We start from the raw sequence: 13,460 nt of genomic DNA on the forward strand, positions 1-13,460 counted from the left end.
ATGATCTAAAATCAAATTTAGGCAATCACTGACACAGAAAAACAAAAAGGCTGTATTTTATCTTTAAAATACAGCCAGATATAAAAATCGATTTAGTTAACGATTAAACTTCGGCCTTTACGAATACCATCGGCAGCTATGGCACGGACCTCAATCGGTGCAGTGACCGCCTGTCCCGCTTGATAAGCTTGCCATTGGCCATTTAGGCTTCGGTATTCCAGTTTGAGTCCGGGATAGGCGATATTAGCAAACAGTTTACCCTCACGGATCTCGGCGCCGACCGTCGGTACGCGATAATCAATCCCCGCTTTATCTAGCTTAACAAACTCTTTATGACCTAAAGTATTCGCAAGTTGTTGCCAATCCTTTGCCTGTGCATCACGCATAGTCAAAGTAAAAGCGCCTGAACTTTGGTTATACACAGCGCCTTGATATTGATAAGGCACTTCCCATGCGGCTTGATGCCAAGCACGCTCTGCCAACATCAACAAACGCGGGAACACCATGTATTCAATCGTATCGTCACTGCGAATAGACTCACTCCAAACCTGCCCTTGCAAGCCAGTAAAAGGTTTGCCTTTCTCCCTTGGGCCCGAGACTTTGTTACCCGCCTCATCGAGTTTTATTCTGTCGTCCGCTTCGAACGGCTGATTTTGAATATCGGTCCATTGCTCGGCATTGGCGGCCAAGTTATCTGGCATAAAGCTAAAGACTTTATGGCTGTTGGTCGCGCGGCTCGCCCAGTAATAACCATGCTCCTTGGGATCGGCCTCATAGGGGAAATCAAAGTACAACACCTCAGGATTAGAGAGCACGGTTTCCCAACCAAGATTCGCCTGCTGATTGGCGCGCTCATGACCTTTATGGGCAATCACATCCCAAATATTAGACTGCACTTTAGCGGGCATATTCTCAGGGCGAACATGGCTCATGCCATCGCTCCACCCCGCAGCTTCAATGCCTTTGGCCGCTAACATAGTCGAAATTCGTTCAATAAAATAAGCGCCTAAGTCATCTATCGACTTAACGCCTTTATCGTTATTGGCAACAAATGCTAAACACTGGGGTGATTGTTTCCAAGCTCCCGCCGTTTCATCGGCACCAATGTGGTAACGCGTCAATGGTTGACCCGCGGCTTGGTGTAACTTGGCAATTTCATCAATCACTTTATCGACAAAGTGATAAGTCGACTCCATACACACGTTAAGCGTATTGTCGTCGTAATATTGCACTGAAGAATAAACCGTTTTGTCGTTTGCATCGGATAACAAATATTGCTCAGCTGCAGTGGTTTTCCCTTCAGCTTGTAATTGACGAGCGCCCGCATCTAACGCTTTTACTGCTGTGCTAGCTTGATTTGCCGCTTCCTGCACAGGGACAACCTGCACTTTGCCCGTATTTTGCAGCTCTACGTCTTCAGCCTGTAATCGACGAAAACGCGCATCCATCGCTTTAATCGCGGCGCGGCTATGACCCGGCATATCCATCGACGGGATCACCTGAATTTGACGCGCCTCGGCATATTTCACTATGTCGATATAGTCTTGTTTGGTGTAATAGCCATTGACGCTTGTATCGCCAAACGGTCCACTGCCTAACTGCGGTAATAAGCAGGTATTTTCATCTAAATCATGGCAACGTTTACTGCCTATGTCGGTTAATTCAGGCAGACCATCGATTTCTAAACGCCAACCTTCATCGTCAGCCATGTGTAAATGCAGTTTATTGAGCTTATAAGCCGCCATTTGGTCGAGCAAATCCAGCAACAATTGTTTGCTGTGGAAATTACGTGCCACATCAATGTGCATACCACGGAACGGATAACGTGGGCTGTCTTCAATGGTCATGGCATTCACTTTCAGCGAATTCACATCCACAAGGCTTGCTAATGATGACAAACCGTAAGAGAAGCCCGCCGCATCATTGGCAGCGATCACAATTTCAGTTGGCTGAATATCTAAGCGATAACTGCCCTCATCCCCTTTATGGCTGGCAAATTTCACCGTCATGCCACTCGCAGATTCAGCCACACCCAGCCGAGCTAAACGTGCCACCGCCGCCGCAACTTGACTCTTTTGCTCTGGGTTATCTTGCTGATATTCGAGCTTAATACCACCAGCAAGAGATACTGGTGTATCAGTTGAATGGATCTTCACCTTTTGTGGCGTTGGGATAATGGTATCCACAGCCAAGGCGGCATCTTCACTCACGATTTGATTGTCTTTAAATAATTGCGCGGCATCGGCTGGCGCGAGTTTATCCGTTTCAGTGCGTTGATATTGGGTTTTAAAATTCGTAACCCCTTCAACATACGGACGCGTCTCTAAACCCGTTTCGGCATCTTTCCCTACCTGAGTGCTGGCGATAATGACGGGTTCTAATCCGTTTGCTGCGAGGTAATAGTTTGGCATAGCGTCGGTTTCAGCCAATTGCCACGGCTCACCACGGAACGTCAGTTGCTTTTTCTCACCCTTAATAAATCCCTTAAAAGCGGCCGTTGGCGTAATACGATGTAAATCACCTTTAACGTGCGTTATCGTCAATTCACCGCTTTCAACCGATTGCACTGGGCGCATTTGGCTTAAATAAATTTCCCAATTCTGGCTGGCTAAATCCATACCGGGCACGAAATCAATTTGAGCGACAAAACAGCGACCATCGGCTTTATCTTTTAGGCACTTATCGTCTGGCACATTGGTTACAACACGGTAAGTTACGACTAACGAATCCCCGAGTTGTTGTAACTGAGCTTGAGTTAATGCGTCCTGAGCTTGCTGTGTTTGAGCCACAGCCTTACTGGCTGACGCTGTGGAAGGCGTCACAGGCGCCTCGGAACAGGCCGTTAATCCTAAAGCCAGTAAAATGGCGCTTGCTGAAAGTGTTTTATTCATGATTATCCTTATCTAGCTCCAGAAATGGCTACAATCTGAAGGAAGTTACTAACGTCCGCAGTCTTTCCCCTTGGTGAAACAGTCGCTCGCTCGAGTGCGCTAAGTGCTCGCTATCGAGGGAGGCTGAACCTGAGACATTGGCAAGATCATTTAACGTACGAGAAATCGCTTCGGTGACGCAGGTTTGTTCCTGCGCCGCATGGGAAACTTCGATGTTCATATTACTGATATTTGAGACTAAATCAGTCACTTTAGTGAGTACTAACTTAATTTCTTCCGAGCGGTTAACGCCCTGAGTCGAGAGGGCTTGGCTCGCTTGCATCACTGTGACCGTTTCTGCCACTCGGCTCTGAACCTGCTGGATCATTTTCTGTATTTCACCTGTGGCTTGTTGAGTTCGGCTCGCCAGCGTGCGCACTTCGTCGGCAACCACAGCAAAACCGCGCCCTTGTTCACCCGCCCTTGCCGCTTCAATAGCAGCATTAAGCGCCAGTAAGTTGGTCTGCTCGGCAATACTGCTGATCACTACGACCACTTCATCTATCTTTTGGGTTTCTTGTTGTAACTGTGAGACGGACAATGCCGAGCGAGCTAATTCAGATGCCAGCTTGCGGGTAATATCTAATCCCGAATCAAACTGACGCTGACTGTTATCGACCGCTTTATCGGCCTGACTCGCCGCATCCGCGGTGCGCTTGGCATTAATGGCAACTTCGTTAGCACTGGCACTTAGCTGAGTTACAGCCGTCACTGCGGCCTCGGTTTCTTTTAGTTGGGTTTGCACGCGATCATTGTTGGTTTGCGACAGTGAACCAAGCGCTTTGGCATCGCCCAGTAATTGCCCTGAGGTTTCGTGCACTCTGGAAATCGTGGCGTGAATTTGCTCAACAAAACCATTAAATGCCTTGGCAAGCTGACCAATCTCATCCTGACTCTCAACGGGTAATCTGTGGCATAAATCACCGTCACCGCTGGCAATTTCTTCCATGGCACGGACAACATTCTCCAGTGGATTAATCACTAAACGTTTAAGAATAATGAAGATAACAATTAAACTGCCACCGAGAATTAACAGCGCCTGCAAGAAATAACCTAAGAGTAAATCTGACAACTGAGCGCGAATGGGCAACATAGAAAACTGAATGGCCAATTGGCCCGTCGGATTGCCTTGGTCAGCAAAGTGAATTTTACGTTTTACCAGATACTCATCGACCACCGTTTGAGCCTGCTGACTCTCGGCTAACACTTTACCGCGATGGTCGCTCACCACGATATGATAAATCTGCGCAGATTTAAGCATCACAGATAACACGGCTTGGATTTGTTCATAATCGTAGGTGAAGATGGGCTGCGCCATAGTGACTTGCAAATTGGCGACGGTATTGTCTTCAAACTCAGTTTCACTGGCGGCCAATTTATCACTCGCCAACCAATAAGATGCGCCGAACAAAACGCTGACTATCATAAAAATCGCTGCTGCTAACCCAATCTGTACTTTTAAGGCTAATGTTTTCATTATGTTGCACCTTGCATACTAAAGAGATCTAACCATAATTCTGTGCGTTCTATTGGCGTTAACGGACTTAAATCAGGCGTATCGAGACGGATAATGACCCTTTGTTCAAACTTTGCCTCGCGGTACAGTTGCTCAATTTTTAGCTCGCGATTGAACATCTCATCAAAGGAGCCGTCGCTTACCATACTTTCAAGCCCAGCTAAAATGGCCACCGCAAGTTCGGGGCGCTTAGGGGACACAAAGAAATAAGCCGGCGAGCGATATTGCAGCAGAATATGGCTATCAACCTTTAGTGCGGGATCGGGGTGACTTGCGAGTTCTTCACCAATTTCCTGGGCGCCGAGGGCAAGATAATCAAAACGCCCACCTTCTAACATGGGGTATAAATTGGTGTACTGATAACTCGTCACGACGGGTAATCCATTAGCTTCTAAAATCGTGGCATCGGGCCAATAACGATTTTGCCCCGCCTTTAACTGTCTAAAATCCGCCATGGTTTTCACCTTGGCAAATCGCGTTTCATCCGCTTTGCGGATAATTAGCAGTCGATTACCGAGTAATCCTTTAAACAATGGAATGCGCACGGGTAGCACGGTTTCTTCTAATTCTTTTGAGGTCATACTCCAAAACACATCGACTGTTCCAGCCAGTGCTTCTTCGACCTTGCGTTTTTGATTCATCTGAGTCGACATTTGCTGCACTTGATAGCCGCTATCCGAACGGCGCAGTGCTTCCTTAAGCAAATTTAGCTGCCAAGTCTGCTGTATGGTGGTGACGATTGTTTTTGAAATCGGCGCCTGAATGTGAGAAACGTCAGACTTAATGGCGTCAGAGGAACCGGAATTAGAGTTTGAGTTTGAGTTTGAGTTTGAGTTAGCGGCAAAATGACTTGAGGCAATATCGGCTGCAAACACAGCGAAGGATGAGGCTGAAAGCCCCGTCAGAGCCATGATAAGCAGTGACCAGCAAGCTGCTCGTTTAGTGATAAGTGTGCTCGTTAGTGTAAAAACATAACGAATGACACTCGTCATGCCCGTCGCAATGACGCGCATCGCAACCGCTAAATGAATCGCCATAAATTGCAGCCTCTTTTTATTATCTGGTTTTTACCAGTGAGTTTTGTTTATCTATGCCGCTAACGTTCAAATGCTGAGGTAGGCATTTAAGTCATATTGTAAAAACACCCTAAAAAAATGGCTGGGCACTGCTTACAGTACCCAGCCCACGCTAGTTTCTGGGGAGAGACTATCAAAATATCAAAGACAAACGTATCGCCGCCCGACAGCAATACTCCTGCCAAACACATGAAAAGGAGACCTCATCCTCTCATGCAGACCTTACAAACAACGTATCACACAAGCAGATGACAGCGTTGTCATTGTTAAAGTACACAAGAAAGAACAGGATTTCTACATTTTTTTGACAATTATTGTTATTTTTTATGAATAGACATTTTAAGTCATTATTATTCAATGACTTAAAATGTTTAATTTATTTACTCAAGCTTATGTGACAACGTTGTCTTTCATTGGTAACATGGCGATAACATGACAAAGATCACGGTAGCTATCGATGAGTCCCCTTAACACATTAGTGCCCAGTAATACCCAATCTGCTCCGCGCTTAACTCGGCACTACCGAAACCTCAGTTTGATATTGCTACTTTGTGGAGTTTGGTTATTTTGGGCGAGCCATTTTCATTCGCCATTTGATCTTATCCAAGAATATGGCCGCTTTATTTTTCTGGGTATTACAGGAGCGATATTTGCCAATGCGACGGGAGCAGGCGGTGGCGTCATCTTTATTCCCGTTTTTTCGAGCCTCAACTTTAGTGAGTCTCAAAGCATCGCGACTTCATTTATGATCCAATGCTTTGGTATGACAGCAGGCGCGATTTCATGGTCACTGCATTATCAAAAACGTCACCGAGAAGATGTCACCTGGTCTGGTTTTGTGAAAGCAGCATTACTTGCCGCCTTCTTTTCAGTATTAGGTTTCTGGAGTAGCCAATTACTACAGCTCAATGCGCCCTCTTCGCTACACACAAGTTTCAGCATTTTCTCGATAATACTCGGTATTGCCATCATTCTCAGTAGCAAAAGAAGTACGCAAATAACTCGCGCTATAATGCCGATTGATTTTCTATCGCTCGCTCTCATTGGTTATTTCGGCGGTATTATCACAGCTTGGTTATCGGTAGGCGTCGGAGAATTAGTGGTGATTTATCTGATGTTACGGGGACTATGCGCCAAAATGGCAGTCGCCACCGGCGTTGTTGTCTCTGCGATTACCGTTTGGTCGGCAAGCCCTATTCATATCTTTTCAACAAATAGCCAAGCCCTCTTTGAGTTAGTGTTATTCGCAGGCCCGGGCGCCGTTATCGGGGGATTACTTGCTCGCAAATTAGCGCTATATCTCCCAGTAAAAGTATTAAAACTCTTTTTCTCCATTTGGATCATTTTGACGGGGGTTGTTATGCTGTAACATTTTTTATGCTACAAAGTTAAAATAGACGATGAAACTAAATAAAAAGCACTATGCCTACTGATAGAATTTAATTACATTATTTTAAATACTACTTTCTATAAGAATAAAATTAAATAAAGTTTGATTACACCGTTATTTATTTAATGGTGGAAAGCCAACTTCAATAACTAAGCATGTACGTGGTAAGTGGCTCTTGTGTACAGTTGTTCCATGTAAAAATCTTGCGTCATGACAAACAAGTCGACCTGTTTTTGATTTGACAATATATTGCTTCTCAGCCGGGTATTCGTGACAATGATCACCCCGCATAATGCTGTTATCTTTATCATTAATAAAAACCAAGTCTGCACTTTCATCTGGCACATCGGTATAATATATTGCAACTAAATGAGGAATAGTCCAATCGTTATTGGCATGCCTATGGGCAATTGCATCACAATTATACTCCATCCTATTTGCCCAAGTTCGGTGATACTTAAGCTTTTTAATATCTCGAGTATTCTGAAACCCTAACAAAATAGCAGATTCAAATATACGCCTTAAAATCCAATCACCTAAAGGATTGGTTTTGAAGTTTAATAATTGTGGAATTGGATGGGTTTTGTAAAGATGTGCAGTTGATAATGCCCGTCCTCCTTTCGCATCAGGAACGTTCCCTTCATTGATCACATCAGGAAGTGAAAACAGCGTTTCAAGTGTACTGTATGTTTCGTGTTTACCATCAAAACTATCATATTCGTCGAAATCAAACACACAAATAGCTTGTTCAAATACAGGCACTAACATTTAATATCCTCATGACTATCTACTTAAGCGTCTTACCTTCAACAGCGCGCATTAATCCTTCCAACCATTCTCTATGATTTAAGAGTAAGGTTTCAGCTCGCCCAACTAAGAGGTCATTATCAGAGAAAAGTGTCTCACAATGTTTAATTTCTTGCCGAGATAAAACTGAATGATTTGTTTTAAATTTCATTCCATATAAAACATACAAAAAATTCTTATGATCAAATAAATCAAAACGACTAAAAAAGTCAGACTGATGCGGAGGACGTAATTTGAATCTAGCTAAGCGCTGTTTTAACTCAAATGAAATAGTATCCTCTTTTTGATTCTCTAACCAAAATGATGAATCTTTCCGGTCAGAAATACAATAGTGCAACTTAATGAAGTCAACAACACGCTCCCAAACATACGTAATAACACTATTATAATATGAAGTAGAGACGCTAATATCCTCTATAGTTCGAGGGAAATGACGAGCTAACAGTTCAGCAGAAAAATCGGAAACTAATATAGATGTCGCCTCAAGTGGCTCAACAAAGCCTTGGGCCAATCCTAAAGCAACACAGTTTTTATGCCAAAACTCCTTCCTATAACCAATCTCCATCGGAATTTTCCGCGGCTTGAATTGAACTTTATCGACTTGTAAGTAATCAGCATATAACGTTAAAGCCTCCTCATCACTCATGTGTCGACTTGAGTACACAAAGCCAGTTCCGCGACGCGTAGTGAGTGGAATATCCCATATCCAACCAGCCTTATGGGCCGTCGCGGTTGTATAGGGATTGATATTTTCTCTTACATTCAGAGGCACTTGCTGCACCAAAACAGTATCCGTCAGTAACTCGCTTGATTTACTTTCAAAAGGAACTTTCAGTACTTTATCAATTAGGATCGAAGAAAAACCACTGCAATCCACATAAAAATCAAAAGCTAACGATGAATTATCAGCAGTAATTAAATGTGAAATCAGTCCAAATTGATCCTGTTCAACTCCTACAATAGTGGCAAATTGATGCTTAACATTAAACTTTTTTTGTGCGTTCTTTGCTAATAAGCCTGCAAACTTTAATGCATTAAAATGATAGGCATAAGATAAGGCCCCATCATAGTCTCCCGAGCCTTTACGCTTAGGGGATAAACCTAAGTCACAAATCCTTGCCTGAATGCCAACATCATCAAATGGACGTTGACTCGCGTGAGAAACCCAGTAACTTGAGACATCAATACCTGCAGGGTAAGGGGCATCGAAAGCATGATAGTAATGGTTGTCTCCATGCACGTTTTTATCGAGCCAATTAACAAACTTGATTCCTTGCTTAAAAGTCGCATCACAAGTCAGCAATAGCTCTGCTTCGGAAATACCAAACCGCTTCAATCCCTTCGCTAGATATGGAACACTTCCTTCACCTACACCGATTGTTGGCACATCTAACGACTCAATCAAAGTAATCTCTATTTCAGGATCATGGCACAACTCAGCCCCAAGGTGATTTGCAGCTAACCATCCAGCTGTTCCGCCCCCTATAATTGCAATACGTTTGATTTTCATAGTGTTTGTTTACCTATAAAAAAGCCCAGTCAAGACTGGGCTTTTGAATTACAACAAAGTGTTAGAATACAAAGCTAGCACCAAGTTTATATGTAGTTTCGCCTTTAAATGACCAAGCAGGGAAATCATCTTGAAGCGCAGGCTTAACTTCGGTACCTACGCCGGCAGCACCATATTGAACGTCATCTTCAGCTGTTAAGTTAACAATTTCAAGACGTAATGCAATAGCTTCTGTCACATTCCAACCTAAAGTCACATCGAGTGTACCAAAGGCATCATGCATACGGTTGCCGTAATACTTACCATATTCACGAACCATGTACTCAGAACGCCAGTTATAAGCGGCACGTGCTGAGAAATCATCATTCTCCCAGTAGCCGACTAAGTTAGCACTATGCTTTGATGACTCAGTAAACATACCTATGTTGTCAGTATAAACTTCTGAAGGTGCACTACCATCTGCATATGTATAGTTCGCATTAACACCGAAACCGTTATCAAATGCATGGTTTAACTGCAGTTCGACACCATCGATCTCACCACCACCGGCATTTTCATAGGTATTAACGGTCCAACTATCAGCTGGCACCTCTAAATCCTTATTTATGATACCAATGGATTGATTAAACTCTGACGAAGCGACAATAAAATTGCTTATGTCTTTTATAAAGTATGTAGCAGAAACAAGATTGCCATCACCATAGTAATATTCAAGACTCAAATCAGCCTGCGAGGACTTCATCGGCTTTAAGCCTGGAGTTCCTTTCGTTAAAGCTTCATTCCCTTTACGATCATCTGGGAATCCAGTTAAAGTTGCTAGGAACAAATTATCATAGTTAGGACGAGTAATAGCTTGTCCTGCTGACATACGTAAGATCAAATCCTGAGCTAAATCGAATGAAATGTTGAAGCTCGGTAAGACATCACTATAGCTGTCTTTAACGCTATGAAGCTCTTCACTCCAACCTTGGTTAACAGCTAAGATATCCGCTGGTGAGTTATCAATCACATGACCGCTCGAAGTGACATCAGTCTGGATATAACGTAAACCAAAGTTACCGCGGAAACCTTCACCATCAAACGAGAACATACCATACATAGATAGGTTGTCTTCTTCGATTAAACCATAGGCTGAGCGGCTGTAGGCAAATTGATCAACCAGAGACTCTGTGGCATTAATCATAGCGTCTAGGTCAGCTTTAGGAATCGTCCAACCGTCATAACCTAACTTCATTGTGCCACTGTAAAGGTCTGAAGTTTTAAATTCATTTGTTTTGGTTGGATCATAGATGGCGCGGTATTCGCTCTTCTCGAACTCATGTTGTGTGTAACGAACACCTGTTTCAAACTTATTGATAACACCTAGGTCAAGGTCAAAATCAACATCTAACTGAAAATAAGTTTCTTCGTCAGAGTTAGGTCCTTTAATCCCCGTCCAAGTTGATGTACTCACAGTTGTATCTAATTGGTCTTGGGTAAAGCCCATATCACGACCATTAATATCTACTTGTTTACCTGTAGCATCTACAGTGCCAGCCCACTTAACTTGACCAAATTTATCACCCCACCAACCATAACCAAAGTTAGCACTCATTTGAGTACCACCTTCAGCTTTTGTCCTTCCTGCAACACCTGAAATTGCGAAACCATCACCTTTATAGTCAGCGTTCAACTCAAAGGTATCTGACGTCATCTCACCTTTACGCGCCCAGTTTTGGAAGAACACATCTGATGGCGCATTTTCAGGTGTGACACTTAACGTACAAACACCAGCAGCATTGAATTGTTTACATGCTGAAGGATTAGTTGTATTACCGGGTCCAGCGGTGCCATCTTTAGGGGCGCCAGCCCAGTTTGTATCGGTTTCAATATACATGTTAGCGCCAATACTATCAGCACCGAGTTTCAGTGATAGTACGTGCGCACCTAATTCTAAATTATCCGTTGGTCTGAATTGTAGTGTTGCATCTAGCGCAGTTCGCTCTTGCTGCTGCAAGAAACTAGATGGCTGAACAGAAGAACGTCCACCCCAATCTAAATCCGCTTCAGTACCAGTCCGTAAATACTCACGGTCAATATATGAACCCGCAACTAAAACACCAAATGTCTCGTCATCATTTTTCCAGCTGTATAAACCTGATAATTCAGGTGCTACATCTTCACTTACAGTTCCATATTCGCCCTTTGCAGAAACAAATACAGAATTAGCATCCATATCTAGAGGCTTACGGGTTTTAACGATAACCGTACCACCGATACCACCTTCAACAAGGTTGGCTTGAGTGGACTTGTACACTTCCATGCCACCAATCAGTTCAGAAGGTAACATAGAATAGTTGAACGAACGGTCGACGTTCATTTGATCGTACCAACCAGTAGACGCTACGTTCTGGCCATTTAAGGTGGTCAGAGTCATTAAAGGATCTGTACCACGGATAGAGACTGAACTACCTTGACCAAATGTACGACCCACAGTTACGCCAGGGACACGACCGAGAGCTTGGCCGACATCAGAATCAGGAAATTTACCAATATCTTCCGCAGTAACAGCATCCACTACTGCGTTAGAAAATCGTTTTTCATTGATATTGGCCTTATTTGAAGCGCGAATACCGCGAACTTCAATTTTTTCAATATTTTCAGGCGCTGCTGTGGTTGCCACGGCATCTGCAGCGACAGCGCTGATGGATACAGCACTGCCGAGTAGGACAGCAATATTTGTTGCTAGTACAGTTTTCTTAAAGATTGATGGTCGCATCTCGTTTCCCTTCCATAACTTTATTATCGTTTTAGTATTCATAACCATTCCTTGTGGAATGACAACGCTGTCATGTCTAGTGCAAACATTACACAATAATTAACAGCCTTGCCACAACAAAATAACGATGGAAGCGAAAAAATGTCATAAAGCAGAATTTTGAATCATACATTTTATCAAAAATCATTATAAAACATGAGCTTTAATATTATTACGTAAATTTACAACTCCCAGCATAATTGCAACAACGATAAATTAACGCCAATTTGTAACAATTCAGGATTGCTAAGCACATCAAAAGCTCGCACTATAAGACGTATAAGTAAGAAAATACTGATAATAAATGTAAGCTTGTAAATTGCTAGTAAAGAATTTACGTTCATAGAACAGTTAACCCTTCGCGGCCTTAGATAAAGAGTTTTTACATCAATGAAAGTCACTATTAACGACGTAGCTAAATATGCTGGAGTGTCTATTAAGACAGTATCCCGTGTCACCAATAACGAACCTTCAGTGAAGCAGGCCACAGTTGACAAAGTGAACGAGGCGATAAAAGCACTTAACTATCAGCCTAATTTAGCAGCGAGAAACCTTGCGGGCACAAAATCCTATGCTATTGGTTTTATTTACGATAATCCAAACGCATACTACATTATTGATATGCAAAATGGGATCTTGGCAGCCTGTAAAGACAAGGGCTATGAACTGGTCATCCACCCTTGTAATGCTAAATCAGAGACCATTTGTGATGAGCTTACAGCACTAGTCAAATATTCTAGGCTAGCGGGATTAGTACTGACGCCTCCCTTGTCAGAAGATCCGAAAGTACTCAAAGCACTTACTGAGATTGATGCTAACTATGTGCGCATTATTGCAGGCGAAAAAGGCAACGATCAGAATGGATTGACTATTTTAGTCAACGATAAATTTGGTGCAGTTGAAATCACCCAACATCTGATTGACTTAGGCCACAAGCATATTGCTTTTTTAAGTGGGGATTTACACCATGAATCCACTAAAGAGCGGTTACTTGGTTTTAAACAGGCATTAACAATAAATGGCCTAAAACTGAATGAGAACTACATAATTGAAGGGAAGTACTCATTTGAGTCTGGTGTTGACGGTGCGAATAAGCTTATTAAACTAAAACATCGTCCGACTGCGATTGTGGCTTGTAACGATGAAATTGCCGCTGGTGCACTTTTTGCTGCTCGTTTAGCGGGTTTAGATATCCCAGTAGACTTGTCGATTGTCGGTTTCGAAGATAGCCCATTCTCACGTCAAACCTGGCCTAAACTGACCACAGTACATCAGCCCAATGAGAAAATTGCCCAAATAGCCACTGAGCTGTTAATAGCAAATCGCCGTGAGCAAAAAATTGAGCAATTTAAAGTGTTTACACCAGAGCCTGTAATCCGCGACTCTTCCGCGGTGCCGTACAAATAAGTAATGTTGAAAGACAAAAACGCACTC

General features: G+C 43.1%; 8 protein-coding genes. 2 read left to right on the forward strand and 6 right to left on the reverse strand.

Going from position 1 to position 13,460, the window contains the following annotated elements:
- Positions 1 to 92: 92 nt before the first annotated feature.
- The 3 genes from Q4Q49_RS03265 to Q4Q49_RS03275 are packed head-to-tail and all read right to left on the reverse strand — an operon-like array spanning position 93 to position 5,483.
- Positions 93 to 2,891, reverse strand: coding sequence for a family 20 glycosylhydrolase (locus Q4Q49_RS03265; RefSeq protein WP_311998621.1), 2,799 nt, complete (start codon positions 2,889 to 2,891; stop codon positions 93 to 95).
- Between the two features lie 28 nt (positions 2,892 to 2,919).
- On the reverse strand, positions 2,920 to 4,407 hold the full coding sequence (locus Q4Q49_RS03270) for a methyl-accepting chemotaxis protein (RefSeq protein WP_311998622.1): 1,488 nt from the start codon (positions 4,405 to 4,407) through the stop codon (positions 2,920 to 2,922).
- A complete protein-coding gene (locus tag Q4Q49_RS03275) occupies positions 4,407 to 5,483 on the reverse strand; it encodes a transporter substrate-binding domain-containing protein (RefSeq protein ID WP_311998623.1) in 1,077 nt (358 codons plus the stop codon). Before Q4Q49_RS03275 ends, Q4Q49_RS03270 begins: the two co-directional genes overlap by 1 nt.
- Positions 5,484 to 5,979: 496 nt before the next feature.
- Here Q4Q49_RS03275 and Q4Q49_RS03280 point away from each other — a divergent pair, with 496 nt between their 5' ends.
- Complete coding sequence (locus Q4Q49_RS03280) at positions 5,980 to 6,891, forward strand: sulfite exporter TauE/SafE family protein (RefSeq protein ID WP_311900370.1); 912 nt, start codon at positions 5,980 to 5,982, stop codon at positions 6,889 to 6,891.
- 135 nt (positions 6,892 to 7,026) lie between these two features.
- On the opposite strand, the gene Q4Q49_RS03285 is transcribed toward Q4Q49_RS03280, so the two are convergent.
- The 3 genes from Q4Q49_RS03285 to Q4Q49_RS03295 form a co-directional block, all read right to left on the reverse strand.
- The gene (locus Q4Q49_RS03285) at positions 7,027 to 7,680 is read right to left on the reverse strand and encodes a putative 2OG-Fe(II) oxygenase (protein WP_311998624.1); all 654 of its coding nucleotides are present in this window, start codon (positions 7,678 to 7,680) and stop codon (positions 7,027 to 7,029) included.
- A gap of 19 nt (positions 7,681 to 7,699) precedes the next feature.
- Positions 7,700 to 9,229, reverse strand: a complete 1,530-nt coding sequence (locus tag Q4Q49_RS03290) for a tryptophan halogenase family protein (RefSeq protein WP_311998625.1) — start codon at positions 9,227 to 9,229, stop codon at positions 7,700 to 7,702.
- A 61-nt stretch (positions 9,230 to 9,290) separates the two neighbouring features.
- On the reverse strand, positions 9,291 to 11,987 hold the full coding sequence (locus Q4Q49_RS03295) for a TonB-dependent receptor (protein ID WP_311998628.1): 2,697 nt from the start codon (positions 11,985 to 11,987) through the stop codon (positions 9,291 to 9,293).
- A 429-nt stretch (positions 11,988 to 12,416) separates the two neighbouring features.
- Here Q4Q49_RS03295 and Q4Q49_RS03300 point away from each other — a divergent pair, with 429 nt between their 5' ends.
- Positions 12,417 to 13,433 (forward strand): LacI family DNA-binding transcriptional regulator, encoded by a 1,017-nt coding sequence (locus Q4Q49_RS03300; protein WP_311998626.1) that lies wholly within the window; start codon positions 12,417 to 12,419, stop codon positions 13,431 to 13,433.
- Positions 13,434 to 13,460: the final 27 nt, after the last annotated feature.

Source organism: Shewanella sp. SP1S1-7 (genome assembly GCF_031932105.1).
GTDB classification, from domain to species: domain Bacteria; phylum Pseudomonadota; class Gammaproteobacteria; order Enterobacterales; family Shewanellaceae; genus Shewanella; species Shewanella baltica.

What these genes read in the sequence shown, in the direction of transcription:
- Q4Q49_RS03265 (WP_311998621.1), bottom strand. Translation starts at nt 2,891, where the DNA reads ATGAATAAAACACTTTCAGCAAGCGCCATTTTACTGGCTTTAGGATTA.
- Q4Q49_RS03270 (WP_311998622.1), bottom strand. Translation starts at nt 4,407, where the DNA reads ATGAAAACATTAGCCTTAAAAGTACAGATTGGGTTAGCAGCAGCGATT.
- Q4Q49_RS03275 (WP_311998623.1), bottom strand. Translation starts at nt 5,483, where the DNA reads ATGGCGATTCATTTAGCGGTTGCGATGCGCGTCATTGCGACGGGCATG.
- Q4Q49_RS03280 (WP_311900370.1), top strand. Translation starts at nt 5,980, where the DNA reads ATGAGTCCCCTTAACACATTAGTGCCCAGTAATACCCAATCTGCTCCG.
- Q4Q49_RS03285 (WP_311998624.1), bottom strand. Translation starts at nt 7,680, where the DNA reads ATGTTAGTGCCTGTATTTGAACAAGCTATTTGTGTGTTTGATTTCGAC.
- Q4Q49_RS03290 (WP_311998625.1), bottom strand. Translation starts at nt 9,229, where the DNA reads ATGAAAATCAAACGTATTGCAATTATAGGGGGCGGAACAGCTGGATGG.
- Q4Q49_RS03295 (WP_311998628.1), bottom strand. Translation starts at nt 11,987, where the DNA reads ATGCGACCATCAATCTTTAAGAAAACTGTACTAGCAACAAATATTGCT.
- Q4Q49_RS03300 (WP_311998626.1), top strand. Translation starts at nt 12,417, where the DNA reads ATGAAAGTCACTATTAACGACGTAGCTAAATATGCTGGAGTGTCTATT.